Source organism: Streptomyces sp. NPDC049837 (assembly GCF_040674455.1).
Taxonomy (GTDB): domain Bacteria; phylum Actinomycetota; class Actinomycetes; order Streptomycetales; family Streptomycetaceae; genus Streptomyces.
In genome coordinates, this window is sequence record NZ_JBFAMP010000001.1 from 424,447 (window position 1) to 446,725 (window position 22,279).

Here is a 22,279-nt window from a genome sequence, read left to right on the forward strand (position 1 = left end):
CCTTACCAGTGCTGGCCAGGCAAAATGCATGGGAACCACCTGGAGGCGCACAATTGACCTAGATGTGGCCCACGTAATGCGTGAACGCACGGAGGTGGTCATGCATCCCGCAGCCCTCGTCGGTGCGGCCGTCGGCCGTCTCGCACACCACGCCGTTTCCGGCATCGTCGGCGGTGTGCTCCTCCGGGGCGCCGCCAAGGCCGCTCCCAGGGCGAAGCCCGCCGCCCGGAAGGCGCTGGTCGGCGGCCTGGCGGGCGGGATCGTGGCCGGCAGGTGGCTGGGGTCCGCGGCGGAGGAGGCACGGCTCAAGGCCGGGGACATGCTCGCGGAAGCCCGCTCCTCGCTGGGTGAGGAGGCTCCGCCGCCCTCCGCCGTCAAAGCCGACGTCCACGACCACGAGCACTGATCATGTCCGACGTACTGGTGCGTTCCGTCGCCGCCGGCCGCGTGCGGCTGACCGTTCCGTGGCTGCGGGCGCGGCCGGGGTGCGCGGGGCTGGTCGACGAGCGGCTCGCGGACCAGCCGGGGTTCCGCGCGCTGCGGATCTTCCCCCGCACCGGTAGCGTCGTCATCTGGGTCAAGCCCGATCGCCTCGACGTCGACCGGCTGGTGGCCGCGCTCGACGAGGCTCCGCCGCCGTCCGTGCCGGCCAAGCGGAGCCGGTCGGTGCCCGACTCGTCCACCGGGGAGCTCGCCCGGCTGGTCGTGGGCGGAGCGGTACTCGCCGTGGTGGCGGTGCACCGGCTGGTGCTGCGCCGGCCACCGTGGGTCAGCGGGGGCCGGTCCGGTTTCCTGGGCGCGGTGACGGTCTTCAGCGGCCTGCCCTTCTTCCGCGGGGCGCTGCGCACCATGACGGGACGGCAGCATCCGGGCACCGACACGCTGGTCACCGCCGCGACGGTCATCTCGCTGCTGCTGCGCGAGAACGTGGTGGCGCTCACCGTGCTGTGGCTGCTGAACATCGGCGAGTTCCTCCAGACGATCACCCTGCGGCGCACCCGCCGCGCGATCGAAGAGCTCCTCAGCATCGGGGAGGAGCGGGTGTGGCTGGTGCGCGAAGGTGTCGAGGTCGAGGTGGCCCTGGAGGACGTGGAGGCCGGTGACGTCGTCGCCGTCTACGAGCACCACAAGATCCCGGTGGACGGCGTGGTGACCGGCGGCGAGGCGCTGGTCGACCAGGCCGCCATCACGGGCGAGGCCCTGCCCGTCTACGCCCGCGAGGGTTCCGAGGTGTACGCGGGCACCGTCGTCACCTCCGGCTCCCTGGCGATACGGGCGGTGTCCGTGGGCAGTGACACGACCGTCGGGCGGATCATCGGCCGGGTCGAGGAGGCGCAGTCCGACCGGGCGCCCATCCAGACCGTCGCCACCCGCTTCACGCGCCGCTTCGTGCCCGTGTCCCTGGCGCTCGCCGCGGGGACGTACGTGCTCACCCGCGACGCCCGGCGCGCGATGACCATGCTGCTCGTCGCATGCCCGTGCGCCGCCGGCCTCGCCACGCCCACCGCGATCAGCGCCGCCATCGGCAACGGCGCCCGCCACGGCACCCTGATCAAGGGCGGCACGCACCTGGAGGGCGTCGGCCGGGTCACCGCCGTCGTCTTCGACAAGACCGGCACCCTCACCCTCGGCCGCCCGCTCGTCACCAGCGTCGTCGCCTTCCACGAGGACTACACCGCCGACGACGTCCTGCGCCTCGCGGCCTCCGGCGAACGCCACGCCCGCCACCCCGTCGCCCAGGCCATCGTCACCCGCACCGAGGAGCAGCACCTGCACATCCCCATCCACCAGGCGTGCGAGGTGGTCCTGGGCATGGGGATGCGCGCCGAGCTCGACGGCACCCGGCTCCTCGTCGGCAGCCCCGCCCTGCTGCGCCGCCACGGGCTGGAGCTGACGGCGGTCGCCCAGGAGTGGACCGAGCAGTTGCGCCGCCAGGGCGAGACCGTCATCTGCCTCGCCCACGACGACGACCTCATCGGCATGCTGGGCGTCTCCGACGCCGTGCGCACCGCCGCCGGCCCCGTGGTCCAGCAGTTGCGCGAGCTGGGCGTCCAGCGGATCGTCCTGCTGACGGGCGACGCCCCCGAGACCGCCCAGGCGGTCGCCGACGCCCTGGACATCGCGGAGGTCCACGCCCACGCCCTGCCCGAGGCGAAGCTCCAGCTCATCCGCGACCTCCAGGACGAGGGGCACATGGTCGCCATGGTGGGCGACGGCACCAACGACGCGCCCGCGCTCGCCCTCGCGGACGTCGGCATCGCCATGGGCGAGCACTCCTCCCATGTGGCCCTGGAGACCGCCGACATCGCCCTCGCCGGCAACGACCTCCGCCAGGTCGCCGCCGTCGTCGAGCTCAGCCGGCACACCCTGCGCGTCGTACGGCAGAACTACGGCCTGGCCATCGGCGTCAACCTCGCCGGCCTCCTCGCCGGCGCGGGCGGCTCCATCAACCCCGTCGTCGCCGCCCTCCTGCACAACACCAGCAGCATCGCCGTCGTCGGCAACTCCGCCCGCCTGGTCAACCACACCCCGCACCTCCCCGGCGAGACGGGGCAACGGCTCGCCGCGGCCCCCCTCGCACCGACCCGGGTGCGCTGACCACCGCCACCGGGTCATCAGCGCGCGGCCGTCCCATCAGTCCCTCTCGATCAGTTCCTTGAGAGCGATGTTGAGCTTGAGGACGTTGACCCGGGGCTCACCCATGAAGCCGAGGATCCGGACCTCGGTGTGGTCCTTGACCAGTTGGTCCACCCGCTCGACGGAGAGGTTGTTCCGCTCCGCGACCCGGTGGACCTGGAGCCTGGCGTACTCGGGCGAGATGTGCGGGTCCAGGCCGGACGCGGAGGACGTGACGGCGTCGGCCGGCACGTCCGACGGCCTGACCTTGTGGCCGGCGGTGGAGTTGTCCTTGACGACGGCGGCCTTGGCGTCGTTCACCCACTGGATGAGCTCGGCGTTGTCGCCGGACCGGTTGGTGGCGCCGGAGAGGAGGAGCTGGTACTGGGTGTTGACGGTGTTGGTGCCCAGGCCGTTGGAGGGGCGGGGCTGGAACCACCTCAGGTCCGGTGCGGGGGTCTCCTCGCCCTTCTTCAGTGGGAGGTCGTAGCGCTGGCCGATGAGTTCGGAGCCGACGACCTTGCCGTCGCTGCGGATCTCTGAGCCGTTGGCCTTGTGCGGGAACAGGCCCTGGGCGACGCCGGTGACGGCGAGCGGGTAGAGCACGCCGCAGACGACGGTGAGGACGAGCAGGGCCCGCAGCCCCGCTCCGAGCAACCGGGCTGTGTTTCGTACGGAGTTGGTCATGGCAGGTCAGCCGATTCCGGGGAGGAGGAGGGAGAGGAGCAGGTCGATGAGCTTGATGCCGATGAACGGGGCGATCAGGCCGCCGAGGCCGTAGACGGCGAGGTTGCGGCGGAGCATCCTGTCGGCGCTGGTCGGCCGGTAGCGCACGCCCTTGAGGGCGAGCGGCACCAGCGCGACGATGATCAGCGCGTTGAAGATGACGGCGGACAGGATCGCCGACTGGGCGGACGCCAGGCCCATGATGTTGAGCTTGTCCAGGCTCGGGTGGGCGACGGCGAACATCGCGGGGATGATCGCGAAGTACTTCGCGACGTCGTTGGCGATCGAGAAGGTGGTCAGTGCCCCGCGTGTGATGAGGAGTTGTTTGCCGATCTCGACGATCTCGATGAGCTTGGTCGGGTTGGAGTCGAGGTCCACCATGTTCCCGGCCTCCTTGGCGGCCGAGGTGCCGGTGTTCATCGCCACCCCGACGTCGGCCTGGGCGAGCGCCGGCGCGTCGTTCGTCCCGTCACCGGTCATCGCCACGAGCTTGCCGCCCGCCTGCTCCCGCTTGATGAGCGCCATCTTGTCCTCCGGCGTGGCCTCGGCGAGGAAGTCGTCGACCCCGGCCTCGTCCGCGATGGCCCTGGCGGTCAGCGGGTTGTCACCCGTGATCATTACGGTTTTGATGCCCATGCGCCGCAGCTCGTCGAACCGCTCCCGCATGCCCTCCTTGACGACGTCCTTGAGGTGGATCACGCCCAGAACGCGCGCGCCCTTGCCGTCCTCCACAGCCACCAGCAGCGGCGTGCCACCAGTTGCGGAAATCCGGTCCGTGAGTGCCTGCGCGTCCTCGGCGACACGACCGCCCCGCTCCTTCACCCACGCCACGACCGAACCCGTGGCCCCCTTGCGTACCTTGCGCTCCTCGCCGTCCTCGGTGAGGTCCACGCCCGACATGCGGGTCTGGGCCGTGAAGGCCACCCACTCGGCGTGGGCGAGCTCGCCCTGGTGGCGCTCGCGCAGCCCGTACTCCTCCTTCGCCAGGACGACGACCGAGCGGCCCTCGGGCGTCTCGTCGGCGAGGGAGGACAACTGGGCGGCATCGGCCACCTCGGCCTCGGTGGTGCCCGCGACCGGTACGAACTCGGCGGCCTGGCGGTTGCCGAGCGTGATGGTGCCCGTCTTGTCGAGCAGCAGGGTGGAGACGTCACCGGCGGCTTCGACCGCCCGTCCCGACATGGCGAGCACGTTGCGCTGCACGAGCCGGTCCATGCCCGCGATGCCGATCGCCGACAGCAGGGCGCCGATCGTCGTGGGGATCAGGCAGACCAGCAGTGCGGTCAGCACGATGAGGGAGGTCTGCCCGTCGGCTCCGGCGTAGATCGCGAACGGCTTGAGGGTCACGATCGCGAGCAGGAAGACGATGGTGAGCGAGGCCAGCAGGATGTTCAGCGCGATCTCGTTGGGCGTCTTCTGCCGCGCCGCGCCCTCCACCAGGTTGATCATGCGGTCGATGAAGGTCTCACCGGGCTTCGTCGTGATCTTCACGACGATCCGGTCGGACAGCACCTTCGTACCGCCCGTGACCGCCGACCGGTCGCCGCCGGACTCCCGGATGACCGGCGCCGACTCGCCGGTGATCGCGGACTCGTCGACCGAGGCCACGCCCTCGACGACATCACCGTCGCCGGGGATGATGTCGCCGGCCTCGCAGACCACCTGGTCGCCGACGCGCAGTTCGGTGCCGGGTACGCGTTCCTCCCGCTCGCCGGCGAGCCGGCGCGCCACGGTGTCCGTCTTGGCCTTGCGCAGCGTGTCCGCCTGCGCCTTGCCCCGGCCTTCGGCGACGGCCTCCGCCAGGTTGGCGAAGATGGTGGTCAGCCACAGCCACACGGCGATCGCCCAGCCGAACCAGTCGCCCGGATCCTTCAGCGCCAGCACGGTGGTGACCACTGAGCCGATCAGCACCACGAACATCACGGGGGACTTGACCATCACCCGGGGGTCGAGCTTGCGGATCGCGTCCGGGAAGGACGTCATCAGTTGCTTCGGGTCGAACAGGCCCCCTCCCACGCGGCCGGGGCCGTCGGGCTTGTGGCCGCTGGGCACGTCCTGGTGCGGTGCGCGGGTCGGGGTGGCGGTGGACATGGAGCCCGGCTCCTCTTGCTGTTTTACGTTGGTGGTCATGCCGCCAGCCCTTCGGCGAGCGGGCCCAGCGCGAGCGCCGGGAAGTAGGTCAGCCCGGTGACGATGACGATGGTGCCGGCCAACAGCCCGGTGAACAGCGGCTTCTCGGTGCGCAGCGTGCCCGCCGTCCTGGGTACGGGCGTCTGCTCGGCGAGCGAGCCCGCCAGCGCGAGGACGAACACCATCGGGACGAACCGGCCGAGCAGCATCGCCAGTCCGATGGTCGTGTTGAACCACGGCGTGTCGGCGTTGAGGCCCGCGAAGGCGGAACCGTTGTTGTTGGCGCCGGAGGTGTAGGCGTACAGGACCTCCGAGAAGCCGTGCGCGCCGGAGTTGGTCATCGAGCCGGCGGTGCTGTCCAGCGACATCGCGGCGGCGGTGAAGCAGAGCACCAGCGCCGGGGTGACGAGGATGTAGCAGGCGGCGAGCTTGATCTCCCGGGTGGAGATCTTCTTGCCCAGGTACTCGGGCGTACGGCCGACCATCAGGCCCGCGATGAACACCGCGATGACCGCCATGATGAGCATCCCGTACAGACCGGAGCCCACTCCGCCGGGTGCGATCTCGCCCAACTGCATGCCGAGCATGGTGATGCCGCCGCCGAAGCCCGTGAACGAGGAGTGGAAGGAGTCCACCGCACCCGTCGACGTCAGCGTCGTCGACACGGCGAAGATCGACGAGGCGCCGATCCCGAAGCGGGTCTCCTTGCCCTCCATGGCCCCGCCCGCGGCCTCGAACGCCGGGCCGTGGCCCGCGAACTCGGTGGCCCACATCAGGAGGACGAAGCCGAGCCAGATGGCCGTCATCGTCGCGAGGATGGCGTATCCCTGCCGCAGCGAGCCGACCATCCGGCCGAAGGTACGCGTCAGCGCGAAGGGGATCAGCAGGATCAGGAAGATCTCGAAGAGGTTGGTGAGGCCGTTCGGGTTCTCGAAGGGGTGGGCGGAGTTGGCGTTGAAGTAGCCGCCTCCGTTGGTGCCCAGCTCCTTGATGACCTCCTGTGAGGCGACCGCGCCGCCGTTCCACTGCTGTGAGCCGCCCATGAACCGGCCGACCTCGTGGATGCCGGCGAAGTTCTGGATCGCGCCACAGGCTACGAGGACGATCGCGCCGATGACGGAGATCGGCAGCAGGACGCGGACGACACCGCGCACCAAGTCGGTCCAGAAGTTGCCCAGTTCGCCGGTGCGGGACCGCGCGAAGCCCCGTACGAGCGCGACGGCGACCGCGATGCCGACGGCGGCGGAGACGAAGTTCTGTACCGCGAGGCCACCGGTCTGTACGACGTGGCCCATGGCCTGTTCGCCGGAGTACGACTGCCAGTTGGTGTTCGACACGAACGACGCGGCCGTGTTGAACGCCTGGTCCGGGTCGATGGAGGCGAAGCCGAGGGAGCCGGGCAGGCTGCCCTGGACTCGTTGCAGCAGATAGAGGAACAGAACGCCGGCCGCCGAGAAGGCCAGGGCACCGCGCAGGTAGGCGGGCCAGCGCATCTCGGCGTCGGGGTTGGCGCCAATGGCCTTGTAGGCCCACTTCTCGACCCGGAGGTGGCGGTCGGAGGAGTAGACGCGTGCCATGTAGTCGCCCAGGGGGCGGTACGCGAGGGCCAGCGCGGCGATGAGTGCGAGCAACTGGAGGACAGCCGCGAGGAAGGGGCTCATGCTGGTGCCTCAGAACCTATCCGGCTTGACGAGGGCGAGGACGAGGTAGCCGAGCAGGGCGACGGCCACGACCAGGCCGACGACGTTCTCGGCGCTCACAGCTTCGCCACCGCCTTGGCGATGACGGCCACCAGCGCGAAGACCGCGACCGTGGTGACGACGAAGGCCACGTCGGCCATCAAGAGCTCCTCAAAGAGGTTTGGATGAAAATCGGACCTCTAGAGAAAAGCGCCCTTTCGGCTGGTCATGCCTTCCGTTGACACTCCCCTTACGGCCGCGCGACCGCCTTTGATGATTTCCTAGCTACCTCCGCCGAAAGGCGGAACCGGAGGCGGCAGATCACCGCGTCGGTGTCACGGCGTACGGCATGGGCGACGACCGCGCCGCGCTGGTTCTGGAGCAGGCGCTGCCACAGGCGGGCGGGCTCGACCTCCGGTATGAGCACGGTGATCCGGGTGCCCGGCCGCGCGCGGGTCAGGTCGCGGACGTACGAGGCGATCGGGCGGCCCAGCGTACGGCGGTCGGAGGGGAGCCGTACCAGCGGAACGCCCGGACTCCACAGGGCCCAGTCCCGCTCCAGAGCATCGGTCCGGGCGCGGTCCTCTTCGTCGGGCTGGCACACGGTCACCGCGCACACCTCGTCGCCCAGGGACACGGCGGCGGTGAGCGCCTCGCTGGTGAGCTTCGACAGGCCCGAGACGGGGACGATCACGAGCGACCGGACGCGGTGCGGGACGTCCGGGATGCGGCGGTGGTCCGTCCGGCACGTCAGCGTGGGCACAGGCCGGACCATGGGTATCGTGAGCGGCTGATGCCTTGCCGGCTTGTTGACGCTCATGGGGTCTGACCAGTGCAGGAAACCCGCTATGCGGGGGGGACGGATCGCCCGGGCACGGCGATATCTGCTGACCGTGCATCCGGCGCGCAGTGTCGTGCTGGCGTTCGCCGTCGTGATCCTGGCGGGCACCGGGCTGCTCGCACTGCCGCCGGCGTCCGAGGAGGGCGCGGTCACGGACCTGGTCACCGCGCTGTTCACCGCCACCTCCGCCGTCTGCGTGACCGGGCTGGCGGTCGTGGACACCGGCACGTACTGGAGCGGCTTCGGCGAGGGCGTCATCCTGGCGCTCATTCAGCTCGGCGGCTTCGGCATCATGACCATGGCCTCGTTGCTGGCGCTGCTGGTGTCCGGCAAGCTGCGCCTGCGCCTCCAGCTCACCGCGGCGGCCGAGACGAAGAGCCTCGGCATCGGCGACGTACGGCGGGTGCTGCTCGGCGTCGCGGGCATCACCCTGGCCATCGAACTCGCGGTGGGTGCGCTCCTCGCGCTGCGTTTCCGCTTCGGGTACGACGAAGGAATCGGCGAGGCCGCGTATCTCGGGTTCTTCCATGCCGTGTCGGCGTTCAACAACGCCGGCTTCGGCCTGCACGCCGACAACCTGGTCCGCTACGCCCAGGATCCCTGGGTCACGATGCCCGTCTCCGCCGCCGTCATCCTGGGCGGCATCGGTTTCCCGGTGCTGCTGGAGCTGCTCCGTCACCGCCGGCGGCGACTCATCACCGGTCGGCGCACCTGGTCGCTGCACACCAAGCTGACCGTCATCACCACCGCCGTCCTGCTCGTCACCGGCACCCTGCTGACCTGCCTGCTGGAATGGACCAACCCCGGAACACTGGCCCCCTTCGGCCCGGGCCACAAGATCCTGAACGGCTTCTTCCACTCCGCCATGTCCCGCACCGCCGGATTCAACGCCCTCGACATCGGCGCCCTGAACCCCTCGACGCTGCTGCTGACCTCCATCCTGATGTTCATCGGCGGGGGCAGCGCGGGTACGGCCGGCGGCATCAAGGTCACCACTTTCGCGGTACTGGCGGCCGCCATGCTCGCCGAGGTGCGCGGCGAGCCGAACTCCGCGATCCTGGGCCGCAAGCTCGGTCCGCACGTCCTGCGGCAGGCCCTGACGGTGGCGCTGCTCGCCGTGGGCCTGGTGGTGGCCGCCACGCTCGCCGTCCTCACCGTGAGCAAGCACGCGTTCGAAGCGGTGCTCTTCGAGGTCGTCTCCGCCTTCGCGACCGTCGGCCTGTCCACGGGGATCACCGCCGGCCTTCCGACGTCCGCGCAACTGATACTCGTCCTGCTGATGTTCGTGGGCCGGCTCGGACCGATCACCCTGGTCTCGGCGCTGGCCCTGCGTGAGCGCACCCGCCGCTACCACCTGCCCGAGGAGCGACCAGTCATTGGGTAACTACCTGCGTTCCCTCCGCCACCGCCGCCGCAAGCGGCTCGCCACCCAGTACGCCCGTACGACGGCGGGCGACCAGCGGGTCGCCGTGATCGGCCTCGGGCGGTTCGGCAGCTCCCTCGCCGGGGAACTGATGCGGCGCGGCTGGGACGTGCTCGGCATCGACACCGACCCCGGGCTCGTCCAGCGGTACAGCGACTCCCTGACGCACGCCGTCGTCGCGGACTCCACCGACCCGGAGGCGTTGCGGCAGCTCGGGGTGGGCGAGTTCCCCAGCGCGGTCGTCGCCATCGGCTCCCACATCGAGGCCAGCATCCTCGTCACCTCGAACCTGCTCGAAGCGGGCGTCCCCAACATCTGGGCCAAGGCCATCAGCCGCCAGCACGGCACCATCCTCGAACGCCTCGGCGCCCACCATGTCGTGCTGCCCGAACACGAGATGGGCGAACGCGTCGCCCACCTCGTCACCGGCCGGATGCTGGACTTCATCGAGTTCGACGACGATTACGCGCTCGTGAAGACCGTGGCCCCCGCCATCGCCACCGGCATGCCGCTCGGCGAGAGCCAGGTGCGCAGCAAGTACGGCGTGACGATCGTCGGCATCAAGCGGCCGGGCCAGGGCTTCACCTACGCCACCGCGGAAACGGTGATCGAGACCGGTGACGTCATCGTCGTCACCGGCAAGACCTACGACGTCGAGGCGTTCTCCGAGCTGAGCTGAGCTGAGCAGGCGGGCCGGCAGGCGGGGGTACGGGGACCGGACCGAGGGGTAGCGCCCGGCATTTGCCGGCTCTGGCACACTGACCGCACCCCGTGAAGGAGTGTCGGTATGTCGATGGTCGGAAGTCTGCGCAAAATGGCCCGCCGGGCGCGGTCGGCGCGCCGGGTGGACCTGAGCCACCCGGCCCGCTCACCGCTCGGCAGCACCGTGGTCAACTGCGTGGTCTACCGCGACGGGCGCCGGCTGGCGGGCGCCGAGGGGCTGGAGGAGTCCCTGCGGCAGGTCCGCAAGCGCGGCCGCGGTTTCGTCTGGACCGGCCTGCACGAGCCGTCCGAGGAGGAGTTCGCCGGAGTGGCCGCGCTGTTCGGCCTCCACCCGCTGGCCGTCGAGGACGCCGTCCACGCGCATCAGCGGCCCAAGCTGGAGCAGTACGGCGACGTTCTCTTCGCCGTCTTCAAGACGGTCACCTACGTCGAGCACGAGCGGCTGACAGCGACCAGCGAGGTCGTCGACACCGGCGAGATCATGGTTTTCACCGGCCCGGACTTCGTCGTGACCGTACGGCATGGACGGCACGGCTCCCTCGGGCCGGTGCGCGAGGCGCTGGAGGCCGACACCGAGCAGCTCGCCAAGGGCCCGTCGGCCGTTCTGCACGCGATCGCCGACCACGTCGTCGACGACTACCTGGCCGTCGTCGAGGCGGTGCAGGACGACATCGAGAAGGCCGAGACCGATGTGTTCGCCCCTCGCGGCTCCAAGGCCCCCGACGCCGGCCGCGTCTACCAGCTCAAGCGCGAACTGCTCGAACTGAAGCGCGCCGTGATCCCTCTCGCGCGCCCGCTCACCGCCCTCGCCACCCGGCCGAGCCCGGCGGTCGACGCCGGAATACAGCCGTACTTCCGCGACGTCGCCGACCATCTCGCCCGCGCCACCGAGCAGATCACCGCCTTCGACGCCCTGATCGACTCCATCCTTCAGGCACATCTGGCCCAGGTGACCGTCGCCCAGAACGAGGACATGCGCAAGATCACCGCCTGGGCCGCCGTCATCGCGGTCCCCACCATGGTGTGCGGCGTGTACGGCATGAACTTCGACCACATGCCCGAGCTGCGCTGGGCCTTCGGCTATCCGCTCGTACTCGGTGTCATCGCGGTGGCCTGCTTCCTGATCCATCGTGGATTCAGGCGCAACGGCTGGCTGTGACCCTCCGGGGTCGGCCCCGGGGCTGAGAATCCCGCCCGATGCGCCGGTCACCGGTGCGCCGCCCCCTGTCGGAGTGCGGTGTGCTGGTGATATGTCCGGCGGATGCCCTCGTGCGGGTACGTCGGAGCGGAGGTGGGCCTGCGGTGAGCGAGGACGACAGCGGTGGGCAGCCCTCCGCCTCCTCCGCCGATGCGATGGAGCGGCTCGTCCTGATGGAACGCGCGGTGGAGCAGATCGGCACGGCTCTGGACGAGCGCGTCGTCTGCGGTCAACTCGCCGAGTTCCTGGTCCGCCACCTGTGCGAGGCGGCCGCCGTCGACCTCCTGCCGCCCGGCGCCACGCGCGGCGAGGGACGGATGAGGGAGCCGTTGCAGCGTGTGGCCTCGGCGGGCCGGGAAGCGTTGGTGGACAGCATCACGCTCGGACGCGACCTGTCGGTGACGGCGATGGACGAAGGGCATCCGATCACCGAGTCGGTGTCGCTCTCGGGTGGTCCCGTGCACTGCTTGTCCGTACCGCTGGTGGCACACGGGCACCTGTTCGGAACGGTGGTGGCCATCCGTCCGCGTGTCCCCTTCACGGACGAGGACACCGCGGTCGCGCACTTCGCGGCACGCGTCGCGGCGGTCCACCTGGGTCACGTACGCGAGTTCTCCCAGGTACGGAGCACGGCGCTGAACCTCCAGCGCGCCCTGATGGCCGAGCCCGGCCGGCCGCACCCCAACCTGGACCTCGCCACCCGGTACCTGCCGGCCGGCGGCGGGGCACTCGTGGGCGGCGACTGGTTCGAGACGGTACGGCTCCACTTCGGCCGCACCCTGCTGGTGATGGGCGACGTCATGGGGCACGGGCTCGACGCGGCCGTCGACATGAACGCCTACCGCTCCATGCTGCGTTACGTGGCCTCCACCGACCTGCCCCCGCACCGGGTGCTGCGCCAGCTCGACGCCGCCGTCTCGGAGGAAGGCACCCGTCGCCCCGCGACCTGCCTCCTCGTCCGTGTGGACCCGGCCCGTGGCGTGGCCACCTTCTCCAGCGCCGGGCACCCACCGCCCGCCGTGTTCGCCGCCGACGGCACCGGCGACCTGATCGACGTCCCCGTCGGCCCTCCGCTCGGCACCGGCTTCGGCGGCTACGAACCGGCCACTCGACGCCTGACGCACGACGAGACGCTGCTCATGTACACCGACGGCCTGGTGGAGCGCCGCAACGAAGACATCGACGTCTCCCTCGCCCGCCTCGCAGCCCTGCGTCTGACTCCCGGCATCACCGTACGCCGGCTCCTCGACGAAGTACTGCACCACCTCGACGCCCACCACGCCGAGGACGACGTCGCCGCCCTCGCCGCCCGCATCCGCCACCGCCCCGGCCTCCACTGACGGTGCGTCAACAAAACGCCGGGTTCCGGCGCCGCGACCGGGCGGCGCTGCTGGTCACCAGCCGTGCTGGGAGTCTCCGATGACGCGCAGCCCTGCCTGGGCGGCGAGCCACTGTGCCCGGGCGCGTGTGCTGTAACGGACATGCACGAAGACGGTGTGGTCGGCCGCGGGCGGCCCCTCGAGGTGAATGCTCCGGTGGTTGAAGACCACCTGCACGTCGGCGTACTTGAGCTCCGGCGGCAGACCCATCTCGGGAACCGCGGGCCAGGTGAGCCCCCACCAGGAGAAGGTGGCCGGGTTGTCTCCCACGCCCTCCAGGAACGGCTCTCGTCGATACTTCCCGGCAGGGCGTCCTCGAAGTCGACCCGGAGAGGCAGCAGCGCCGCCAGCGCTTCCGGCTCGGTGGCTATGCCCTCGGGGGGCAGAGGTTCGAAGCCGGCGCGCGTGAACAGGCCCTCGGCAAGGCGTGCCTGAGCGCGCTCGACGTCTGCCGCGGTCCGCAGCCACAGCGTTGCGTACACCGTGGCCTCGGTGGCGTCCGCCAGCGCGAGCAGCCGAAGGCCGACCTCGTAGGCGGCACGAGCGTCGGTCGTCCGGAAAACCGGAACGGCACAAGTGTTCCCCATTCCGGGCATCGTGCCAGGGACACTCGCGGGGCCGCCATGCCTTTCCGCGTCCTAGCGGTCCCGCCCGTTCTCCATCGGCTTGAGAGCCCATGCTTCCGGTACTCCGAGGTCCTCGTAGAGCCGGCCGCGCCGGCCGGGGTCGAGCGTTGTGGTGAGTGCCGCCAGGGTGCGGCCGGTCTCGTCGTCGGGGACGGTGGTGAGCGTGGCGCGCACGATGGCCGCCCGTATGGCGGGGGGCAGGGACGGGAGCATCTTGCGAAGGTCGGACAGGCTTTCCTCCGGTGTGCGGGACGCCTTGAAGGCGGCGAAGACGGCGCCGAGCTCGGCGTCGCTGGATGTCTGCCACAGGGCAGGCATGGCCACGGTCTCCTCCGCGTGCAGATGGGCCAGGTAGGCGCTGATGAGCTCGTTCAATGCCAGGTAGAGGGCATGCTGGGCGTCCGGCAGTTCCTCGTCCGGGGCCTTGGGCAGCCGACGCGCCCGGTCGTCCAGTGCGGCCAGTGCCGCGTCGAGGCGGATGTGCTCGGCGTCAAGGGCGTCGGCCGCCTCCGGGGCCCGCTCCCGCAGCAGTGGGTGGATGTGGCGGTCCTCGTGGTCGGCGTGCTCGCGCAGCTCCCGCGTCATGGCAAGGCAGCGTTCCGTCAGGCTCACAACAGTGTCCCGTTGTGCGGTGTCGGCGGCGCCGACCTCGATGGCGAGGGCGAAGAGCCGCTCCCGCTGACCCATGTGAACATATCGGTACAGATCGACTCTGGGCATGGCCGTATTACTCCTCGTACGTAATCCCCGAGTAGAATGACAACACCTTCGCACACAGACAACATGTTGTCAAAGGGGTTCGCCGATGTCCGATGAGATGGCCCTGCTCGTGGCCGACGTGTTCGAGGCCGCCGGGGCGCTGCGCCGCCTGGGCGAGCACACCGCGCAGGCGGAAGGGCTCACCCAGGCCCGCTGGCAGGTCCTGAGCGTGGTCTCCGAGACGGCGATGACCGTGCCGCAGGCGGCACGTCGCCTGGGAGTCAGCAGGCAGAACGTCCAGCGCGTCGCCAACGACCTCGTGACCTTCGGATACGCCGCGTACGAGGCCAACCCCGACCACCGCGGTTCCCCGCTGCTGACGCTCACCCCGCGCGGACAGGAGGTCCTCGCCGCCGTCACGGAACGAGCCGCCGCCATCCACCGCACGCTCTTCGCGGCACTCCCCCAGTCGGAGATCACCCGCACACGGGCATTCCTGCGCCGGCTGCTGACCGAGCTGGACCAGCATGAGCAGGCCGACGGCAAGCGCTGACCCGAGGACCCCCGGGGGGACCAGGTGGCCATCGGGGTTTCGGCTCACCCCCGTTGCGCGGTGCCGTTCAGTGGGAGCCCGTGCCCTGCAAGGTGATGGACGCCGCCCTGTCGACGAAGTCCCTCTCCATGTGCGCGCGCCACCGCGGGTCACTCGCGATGGTGTAGAGCTGTCGTGTCGTCAGCGGCGGTGAGGGACGGACGGCAGGGCCGAGTGCGCCGCATGGCCCGTTGCAGGTGACCGCTTGGACGCTCACGCCGTCGGGGCGCAGGATGCTGACGGAATTCTGGATCTTGTTGCGGTCGTTGGGGTCGGCACCGTTGCCGGTGAAGTCGATGGACGTGATGTGGGCCCAGCCGCCGCCCGGGAGCGGGTGATCGGCACAGGCGATGACCCGGATCGAGGTCAGCGGGGAAAGGTCCTCGCAACGCCGCGGAACCGTGCCAGGGCCGGCTGGGTCGACGTTGACGACGACGCTCGCCGGGCCCTGCCCGTCGTCCAGGGTCAGCCGGCCCTGCTGGCGGCCGTCCGTGTTGTGCCCCTCGTACCCCGACGTCTTCGCGGAATCCGGCACGAGCGTGCGCAGCATCGCCACCATCGACTCGCCGGTCGCCGGCACGGGGCGGGACAACCGGAGGGCGGCGGGCAGGGGGCCCGGCGACCAGGCCGGCCCCTCGTCGGGCGCGTACGAGGACGGTCCCTGTTCGTCCGGGCCGTTCCCCGTGTCGGCCGGGACGGGGCCGCTGCCTTGCGGCACCGGAGTCGTGCGCGTGGCGGATGCGGAAGGGACGGGAGCGGGCGCGGAGGAGAAGAGGTCACCCGTCCGACCGGACACCGCCAACGTGGCCCCCACACCGACCACCCCCGCCATCAGCGCGGCGACGACCAGGGAGAGGGCCGAAGTCGCCGGGCGGCGGCTTCCTCGGGCGGAACCGGAGCCGGAGCCTGCCTGACCGCTCCGCCCTTCCGTGACCCCGTTGGGCGGTGCCGGCGAGTCGGCGTCCGGGCTCCGCGGGGCCTCCGCCCGCTGAGCAGCGGCCGTACGGAGCGCCAGGCGCCCGACCAGACCGGCTCGGGCCTGCTCGTCGCGGTCCAGGCAGGCGTGGATGAGCTCCCGCCACGCCGTCGGCACCGTCGGTGGGAGGTGGGGAAGGTGCTCCGAAGAGCGCACGTGCGAGGCCCGGGCTCCCGGAGTGGCGCCCGGGAACGGGTGGCGGCCGCCGGTGAGGATGTGCGCGGCCAGAATGCCGAACGCCCAGATGTCCCGGGTGGCGCGCACCTCGACGCCGTACGCGGTGGCGTGCGAGGACCACCACTCCGGGGGCAGGTAGTCCACCGTGCCCAGGGGCTCGATGTAGGCGTGGGTGCCGTCGAGCTCCGCCGCCAGACCGAAGTCGGCCAGGACCGCGCGCCCGTCCGCCATGATGAGCACGTTCCCCGGTTTGAGGTCGGCGTGGACCCAGCCTTGCGCGTGCAACGAGTCGATCGCGGCCGCGATGTCGGCGATGAGCCGGTGGGCCCGCGGCAGCGGGACCTCTCCCGGGGCGGCGGCCAGAAGGTCGGCGAGCGAGGCAGCGGCCCGGTCCATGACCAGTGCGGTGACTCCATCGAGGTGCGGATTCACCGGGTCGCTGATGACGTGCACTTCGTGGATGGGCAGCAGACCCGGCGACCGGACGGCGGCGGCCCGGCGCTTCTCCCTGGTGGCCATGGCACGCAACGTCGCCTGGTGCGCGGGGGTCAACCGCCCGCCGGGCATCAGCTTGATCGCCGCTGGGGCATCGGCCGCACCGGCAGCATCGGCGCGCTGTGCCGCGTAGACGCTGCTCCAGCTCCCCGACGCGATGGGTCCGGTCAGACGCCAGTCACCGATGCGGTAGCCCTTGGGAGCGGTGACCGCCCACTCCTCGGCCACCGTACCGCCGTCGCCCGATGCGGAGCCCGGCCCGAGACCTTCCTGGCCCACTGCGTCACGTCCCGTTGTCAATGATCGAGGTTCGAGGTTCGATGTGCGCCGCGGGCGTCGGACGTCGGGCGTCCGGCTCACGGAGCCGTCCCGCCCCCGCTCCGGCGGTCGAGCGAGCCCGTCTGCGGGCGGCCGCGATTCCCGGCGCAGCCCGCCCTCGGTAGACGCACGCTATCCTGCTCGCCTCCGGCCCGACCAGCGAACTTCCACCGTTGCGGCGGACCTCACGCCCGCCCGCACCGACGCGGCGGCCGGCCCACCCCCCGCCCCACCTCGTCAGCGGCGTGCCGGGGAACGTCCGCGTCCATCGAGGTGAGGTGTCATGGCAACGGTGACGATCGAGTTGCCGAACCGAGGGCCGGAAGGCACCTCGGCGCTCTTCCCGCTCGCCTCCGGCCGATCGGCCACCTTCGGCCGTGGCGCGCCGGACGCACCGGTCGACATCGAGCTGCCCTTCGCCGGTGTGTCCCGGCTCGCCGGCCGGATCACCGCGGTCCGCGACTTCTGGACCGTGAGCAACCTGGGCCGGCACTCCGCTTTCGTCATCGAGAACCTGGAGGGTGCCGGGGAGCATCTGAAGGTGGCGCCCGGGCGCCTCGACGCTCCCGTCGCCTTCGAGATGTCCCGGATGATCCTCCCCGCCCGCGGCGAGCCCTGCGAGCTGAAGATCTACGCGCCCGAGCACCGGTTCGTTCCCGCCGACACGCCCGTCGGCGCACTCGGCGAACCCACCGACACGCTGTACTCCCTCGACCCCGCGGCCAAGTACTTCCGGGTGCTGGTGGCCCTGTGCGAGCACCGCCTGCGCGATCCGGGGTCGGTTCAGATCCCCACCACGGCACAGGTCATCACACGCCTCGGCGCCCTGCCCGAGTACCGGGGTCTCACGCCGTCGGCCGTCAACTTCCACATCGAGTACCTGACGGGTACCAAGTTGCGCATACGTGACTCCGCACGGCAGAGCCCGGACGGCCGCGGGCGGCTGCACCGCCGGAAGGACGCCCTGGTGTCGTTCGCGCTCCGGTTCGGTCTCGTACGGGAGGAGCACCTCGCGCTCCTTCCGGCGCCCCGGCCCGGGGCGGGCCCCGGCGCCGGTCATTCGTCCGCCGCGGCAGGCTGAGGCACCCCGGAGGGCCGTGCGCCCCGGAGGCCACCCTGCAGTGTTACAGGTACGCAGGCGGCGACAGCGTCCCTAGGCTCGCCTCGAACCAGACGGGCGGCTGCGTGGGCGTCGCAGATCGCGCCGTACACGTCCGCCGTCACCGCCCCGAGCACCGCTTGCCGTGAGGAACCCGTGCTGCCACCCATGAACACCCCCGCGCGTCGCCGGCTCCGCGGCCGTGCCGCCGTCGTCGCCCTGACCGTCTTGTCACTCGGCGCCTGCACCGACGGCCACCGAGCCACCGGCGGGGCCGACGGTGCCGGCGCCGCCCGCACCACGTCGTCGCCGAGTGCCGCTCACGCGCCGGCGCCGTCCGGGAGTCCGACGCCCACGGCCCATGCCTCCTCGGCCGGTCCGCGCCCCGCGCAGTCGTCGAGCGCCGCGTCCCCGGCACCACCCCGTGGCACTACAGCCCCCACAGCCACCGCGGATGCGACCGGGCGCGCCCCGGCACCGGCCCGGCCCTCCCAGCACGCCTTCTCCTACCGGGGCATCCGGCTCGCGCTCCCCACCACCTGGACCGCGGAGGGCGGAGCGGCGCCGGACCCGGTATGCCTGGGCCCCGCCACCACCCAGCCCGGCGCCTGCCACGGCATCCAGCTCTATGTGGGGGCCACCTCCTCCGACCCCCACGGCGGCCGGTTCGGGGACAGCTTCCTCGCACCGCTCGACCTCGACCTGGACGACGGCTGGGCGATCGGCCAGCCGGGCTGCCGCGCCCCGGGCGCCAGCAGCCTCGACGCCGACACGCCCCCCACGGCCGCCCGCATCACGCGTCGCGATCCGACCACTCTGGCGGACGGCCGCAGGGCCATCCACCGTCAATGGCGGGTCACCTGTGCCAGTGGCCGCTCCTTCACCGTCGAAGCCTGGTACCTGCCCCACAGCAAGGTCCTCGCGTACGCCCGCGCCGTCCCACCCGCCGAAAGAGACCTGTACGCCCGGGTCGTCGGCTCGATGGACCTCCGCGACCAGCACCGTTGACGCGGCGCGCCGTTGGGGCGGCGGTCGCACGGTCAACGCGCGGAGCAGGCACGGCCGTTAGACGTCTGTTCACGGGTGGGGAACGCCAATAGGCTGAGCGGCCTTCGCGTTCTGGGGAGGTCTCGTGAACGGTCTCCGTACGGTCGTGATGTGCCTTGTGATCGCGTGTGCCGCGGTGGTGTCGCCGGCCGTGGCCGTGACGCCGGCTGTGGTCGTGACGCCGGCCGTGGTCGTGACGCCGACCGCCGCCGTGACGCCGGGCTGGTCGCCGCTGCCGGTGCCGGCGGCGGCCCCGCCGGTGACCGTGTCCGATCTCGCCGCCCGTGGGCCGGGCGAGGCGTGGGCGACCGGGTACGAGCACGCCGCCGATGGACTGCGGCCGATGTTGTACCGGTGGGACGGCACGGCGTGGAGCCGGGACACGTCCTTCCCCGGGGCCGGTGAGCCGGGCTGGCTCGGCAAGGTGCAGTTCGTCGGCGAGGAGGTGTGGATCTTCCACAACCGCGTGGGGACGGGGGAGATCCTGCGCCGGTCGGCGGGAGTGTGGAGTGCCGTCCCGCTGCCGCAGACCCTGTGGACGTACCAGGACTTCACCGCGGTACCGGGCGCCGCGTGGGTGGTCGGTGAGGACGACACCGGGCTGAAGGTGTTGCACTACGACGGTTCCCGCTGGACCACCCAGTCCACCCCGGACGGTGTGCTGTTCCTGATGGGGATCACCGCGCGTACCGCCACCGACGTCTGGGCCTGGGCGGAGACCAGCACCGGATCCGCCATCCTGCGCTGGGACGGCATGGCGTGGCGGGACGCGAAGGTGTCGCTGCCGCCGAACAGCAACGTGCACACCATCGTGCTCGAACCGTCCGGCCGGGTCACGATCGGCGGCGGCCAGTACACCGACGGCGTGGCCCGCACCTACCTGATGACCCGTAACGGCCACGCCTGGCGCACCACCTACCCACCGCTGAGCGACACCTACACCGAGGCCATGGTGCGTGGCCCGGACGGGGCGCTGTGGCTGCCGGTGCGCAGCGACCGCGCGTTCCAGTCGAAGTACGCGCGAGTGGACGGCCCCCGCACCACCTTCTCCTACGGCCCGGAGCGCAGGGACGCGATCGACGTCAAACCGCGTGCACTGGCGACCGCCGGGCTCTCACTGCTGTCCTTCGGGACCGTCGAGATCTACGGCTCGAAACCGAACCTGATGAGCGAGCGGCTGGGAGGCTGATCATGGTACGTCGACTTCTCGTCGCGGCGTTCGCTGTCGTCATGACCCTCATGACCTCCATGAACCCGGCAGCGGCGGAGACCCTCTCCTGGCAACACGTCCCGGTCCCGGCACAGTTACGACCACAGGCCGGGCTGAACGAGGCCGTGGCGTTCGGGCCGGACCGGGCGTGGGCGGTGGGCACCGACGCCGTCGGTCGCGAGGCGCCCGGCTTCCCGCTGGTGGTGCGCTGGAACGGGACCGCCTGGCAGCGCCAGAGCCTGCCCGGGATCCGCTGGCAGGGAGAGCTGCTGTCCATCGCCGCGACCTCACCGACGGCGGTCTGGGCGGTCGGCCGCGACTCGGCGGGCGGCGCCCACCTGCTCCGCTTCGACGGCACGGCCTGGTACGAGAGCCGGTCACCGCGCGGTGTCACGCTGACCAGAGTCGTCGCCGGCGGCGGGGAGGCCTGGCTGATCGGTTCGCGGGACGGCGCGCAGGTATTGCTGCGCTGGGACGGGCGCGGCTGGCGGGACGTGCCGGTGCCGCCGGGGTCCGTGTACGGCCTGCACATCCTGGCGGCCGACGACGTCTGGGCCGCGGGCGCCACCGACTCGGGTGCGGCCGTCTCGCACTGGAACGGGCAGGCGTGGCAGCAGACGATCGTGCACGGGTTCCCGCGCTCGGCCGTGGGCAGTGTGCTGGCGGTCTCGCCCACGGAGGTGTGGGCGGGCGGCACGGCCGGATTCGTCGGCGGCCCGGTCGGCCGGCCGATCCCGCCTCTGCTGGTCCGCTGGGACGGGCAGGCGTGGAGCCGGGTGGCCGTGCCCACCGACTTCGGCTCGATCAGCTCGCTGGCGCCCACGACGTCCGGCGAACTGGCCTGGGTCTCGGTGGCCAACTCGCAGAAGTGGGGCCCGCCGGGCAGCTATCCGCCATTCGTCCCCGGGCCGGACTTCCTTGCCTGGAACGGACAGTCGTTCACCGAGTACAGCGAACCGGCGGTGGCCGGCGAGGGCGACTCCCGGACGCTGCGCCTGGCTCCGGTGCCGGGCACGGCGACGGTGTGGTCGGTCGGCCGCGCCGACGGCCCCGAGGGCACCTTCGCCCCGCGCATCCTGCGGTTCGGCCGGTGAACCGTTGAACCACTGAACCGCTGAACCTGGCCTCGGCTGACCGTTTGCGGCATGGCCCGGTTTCCGGCCACCAGTCCGTCGAGTCCGTCGGGCAGTGGAGAGGCCGTGCCGTGGAAGGCTTGGGCCAGCCACGTGTGCCGTTCCTTCGCCGCTACCGGAACGGGACCGTAGTCGACGACGACCCGCTCGTCGAAGGTCAGCGGCTTGTCCGCCTCGTTTTCCGCGAGGGTCGAGGAAACGGCGACCGTGCAGGTGCCCTGCGGCTGTTGGGCCGGGGGAGGCCGCACCCGGCGTCAGCCATGGCTTTCCCCCTTGCGAACTCGCCACGTCAGCGTACGCCGGAAGTGTGACACCCGGGCGTATCGTCGGCGAGGACGGTGACCGTGACGCTCAGGGGCGGGTCCGCGACTACGTGGCCGAGCCGGGACCCGGCCTGATCACTCCAGCACCCCCGCGGCAGCGCGGCGGATGAGCCGCCCCAGGGGGGCCGCCACGCCGTCGGGCTGCGGGAGTTCGCACGTGTGAAGCTGGACCTGGTGCCACTGATGAGCTACTGGTCTGCGTGGATCGCCGCTCGCAGGCGGTATCGCGAAGGCCATCCGCACCGGGCTACCCGGGGCCCGCCCACTTCTGAAGCGGGCGGGCCCGGTCGTTGTGGCGCTCCGCCCGGAGGTGAGTCGAGGCATGGACGTCGAGCTGACGTACCACAAGGGGCTTCTGCGCGCGATCGGCGGCGTGCCGGTCACCTACGGCCGGCGGGAGTGGCTGGACAGCACACCTCGCGCTCTGGGTCCGTGGCCGCTCGAGTACCAACGGTTCAGTTCGACTCTGCGCGCCGTGGGCAGCGTCGGGATCACCTACCGTCGGTGGTCCGGCCAGCCACTCGCCGTCGGTGAGTGGAGCTGTGAACACAGCAAGTTCGGCGGAAGTCTGCGGCGCATCGGACCCTACGAACTGCGGTACGACCGACTCGGCAGCCGGGTGTGTGCCGTCGGCCCGCTCGAGATCTCCTACGACCGGGGCGGGAGCCGTCCCATTCGTGCACGGCTGCACGGCGAGGGCGAGTCGCTCCCGGACGACCTGCTCCTCGCGCTGTTCCTCGTGCTGTTCTGGCAGAAGCAGAGCTGGGAGGCGTCCGCTCGGGCCAGGAGCTGACCGGCGGGGCAACCGTCCAGGCCGGCCTCCCCGCCGCCCCCGACCGGGGGATCGTCATGGTCCCGTCCGCTGCCCC

Annotated in this window: 19 protein-coding genes and 1 pseudogene; 12 read left to right on the forward strand and 8 right to left on the reverse strand. The window is 71.3% G+C overall.

Annotated features, from left to right (window positions below):
* Positions 1-100: 100 nt before the first annotated feature.
* Positions 101-406 carry a DUF1490 family protein gene (locus tag AB0J57_RS01925; protein ID WP_366125942.1) on the forward strand — a complete coding sequence of 102 codons (306 nt, stop codon included), beginning with the start codon at positions 101-103 and terminating at the stop codon, positions 404-406.
* Positions 407-408: 2 nt separating this feature from the next.
* A complete protein-coding gene (locus AB0J57_RS01930; protein WP_366125943.1) occupies positions 409-2,598 on the forward strand; it encodes a cation-translocating P-type ATPase in 2,190 nt (729 codons plus the stop codon).
* Between the two features lie 36 nt (positions 2,599-2,634).
* Here AB0J57_RS01930 and AB0J57_RS01935 read toward each other — a convergent pair whose 3' ends face one another.
* The 5 genes and pseudogenes from AB0J57_RS01935 to AB0J57_RS01955 form a co-directional block, all read right to left on the reverse strand.
* Positions 2,635-3,303, reverse strand: coding sequence for a potassium-transporting ATPase subunit C (locus tag AB0J57_RS01935; RefSeq protein ID WP_366125944.1), 669 nt, complete (start codon positions 3,301-3,303; stop codon positions 2,635-2,637).
* 6 nt (positions 3,304-3,309) lie between these two features.
* Positions 3,310-5,472: a potassium-transporting ATPase subunit KdpB gene (gene kdpB / locus AB0J57_RS01940; RefSeq protein WP_366125945.1), complete on the reverse strand. Its 2,163-nt coding sequence runs from the start codon at positions 5,470-5,472 to the stop codon at positions 3,310-3,312.
* The gene (gene kdpA, locus AB0J57_RS01945; protein WP_366125946.1) at positions 5,469-7,133 is read right to left on the reverse strand and encodes a potassium-transporting ATPase subunit KdpA; all 1,665 of its coding nucleotides are present in this window, start codon (positions 7,131-7,133) and stop codon (positions 5,469-5,471) included. Before kdpA ends, kdpB begins: the two co-directional genes overlap by 4 nt.
* Positions 7,134-7,142: 9 nt before the next feature.
* Positions 7,143-7,232, reverse strand: a complete 90-nt coding sequence (gene kdpF, locus AB0J57_RS01950) for a K(+)-transporting ATPase subunit F (protein WP_366125947.1) — start codon at positions 7,230-7,232, stop codon at positions 7,143-7,145.
* Between the two features lie 169 nt (positions 7,233-7,401).
* Positions 7,402-7,881, reverse strand: a pseudogene (locus AB0J57_RS01955) (amino acid permease); the annotation flags it as partial.
* Between the two features lie 118 nt (positions 7,882-7,999).
* Between AB0J57_RS01955 and AB0J57_RS01960 the strand changes: the two are divergent.
* The 4 genes from AB0J57_RS01960 to AB0J57_RS01975 all read left to right on the forward strand — a co-directional run bounded on the left by AB0J57_RS01960 (position 8,000) and on the right by AB0J57_RS01975 (position 12,676).
* Positions 8,000-9,376: a potassium transporter TrkG gene (locus AB0J57_RS01960; RefSeq protein ID WP_366125948.1), complete on the forward strand. Its 1,377-nt coding sequence runs from the start codon at positions 8,000-8,002 to the stop codon at positions 9,374-9,376.
* Complete coding sequence (locus AB0J57_RS01965) at positions 9,369-10,094, forward strand: TrkA family potassium uptake protein (RefSeq protein WP_366125949.1); 726 nt, start codon at positions 9,369-9,371, stop codon at positions 10,092-10,094. The genes AB0J57_RS01960 and AB0J57_RS01965 overlap by 8 nt, the downstream gene beginning before the upstream one ends.
* Before the next feature lie 108 nt (positions 10,095-10,202).
* On the forward strand, positions 10,203-11,297 hold the full coding sequence (locus AB0J57_RS01970; protein ID WP_366125950.1) for a magnesium and cobalt transport protein CorA: 1,095 nt from the start codon (positions 10,203-10,205) through the stop codon (positions 11,295-11,297).
* Positions 11,298-11,440: 143 nt separating this feature from the next.
* Entirely contained in the window at positions 11,441-12,676 is a 1,236-nt protein-coding gene (locus AB0J57_RS01975; RefSeq protein WP_366125951.1) for a GAF domain-containing SpoIIE family protein phosphatase, read from the forward strand.
* A gap of 54 nt (positions 12,677-12,730) precedes the next feature.
* Here AB0J57_RS01975 and AB0J57_RS01980 read toward each other — a convergent pair whose 3' ends face one another.
* A complete protein-coding gene (locus AB0J57_RS01980; RefSeq protein ID WP_366125952.1) occupies positions 12,731-12,985 on the reverse strand; it encodes a hypothetical protein in 255 nt (84 codons plus the stop codon).
* 368 nt (positions 12,986-13,353) lie between these two features.
* Positions 13,354-14,061 carry a hemerythrin domain-containing protein gene (locus AB0J57_RS01985; protein ID WP_366125953.1) on the reverse strand — a complete coding sequence of 236 codons (708 nt, stop codon included), beginning with the start codon at positions 14,059-14,061 and terminating at the stop codon, positions 13,354-13,356.
* Positions 14,062-14,146: 85 nt separating this feature from the next.
* Here AB0J57_RS01985 and AB0J57_RS01990 point away from each other — a divergent pair, with 85 nt between their 5' ends.
* Positions 14,147-14,593 carry a MarR family winged helix-turn-helix transcriptional regulator gene (locus tag AB0J57_RS01990; protein ID WP_366125954.1) on the forward strand — a complete coding sequence of 149 codons (447 nt, stop codon included), beginning with the start codon at positions 14,147-14,149 and terminating at the stop codon, positions 14,591-14,593.
* Positions 14,594-14,660: 67 nt separating this feature from the next.
* Here AB0J57_RS01990 and AB0J57_RS01995 read toward each other — a convergent pair whose 3' ends face one another.
* Positions 14,661-16,559 (reverse strand): protein kinase, encoded by a 1,899-nt coding sequence (locus tag AB0J57_RS01995; protein WP_366125955.1) that lies wholly within the window; start codon positions 16,557-16,559, stop codon positions 14,661-14,663.
* Positions 16,560-16,881: 322 nt separating this feature from the next.
* Between AB0J57_RS01995 and AB0J57_RS02000 the strand changes: the two genes are divergently transcribed.
* The 5 genes from AB0J57_RS02000 (at position 16,882) to AB0J57_RS02020 (ending at position 22,203) form a co-directional block, all read left to right on the forward strand.
* Positions 16,882-17,679: a serine/threonine protein kinase gene (locus AB0J57_RS02000; protein WP_366125956.1), complete on the forward strand. Its 798-nt coding sequence runs from the start codon at positions 16,882-16,884 to the stop codon at positions 17,677-17,679.
* Positions 17,680-17,865: 186 nt separating this feature from the next.
* Entirely contained in the window at positions 17,866-18,705 is an 840-nt protein-coding gene (locus tag AB0J57_RS02005) for a hypothetical protein (RefSeq protein ID WP_366125957.1), read from the forward strand.
* 124 nt (positions 18,706-18,829) lie between these two features.
* A complete protein-coding gene (locus AB0J57_RS02010) occupies positions 18,830-19,933 on the forward strand; it encodes a hypothetical protein (RefSeq protein WP_366125958.1) in 1,104 nt (367 codons plus the stop codon).
* A 2-nt stretch (positions 19,934-19,935) separates the two neighbouring features.
* A complete protein-coding gene (locus tag AB0J57_RS02015; RefSeq protein WP_366125959.1) occupies positions 19,936-21,048 on the forward strand; it encodes a hypothetical protein in 1,113 nt (370 codons plus the stop codon).
* A 684-nt stretch (positions 21,049-21,732) separates the two neighbouring features.
* Positions 21,733-22,203 (forward strand): hypothetical protein, encoded by a 471-nt coding sequence (locus AB0J57_RS02020; protein ID WP_366125960.1) that lies wholly within the window; start codon positions 21,733-21,735, stop codon positions 22,201-22,203.
* Positions 22,204-22,279 lie beyond the last annotated feature (76 nt).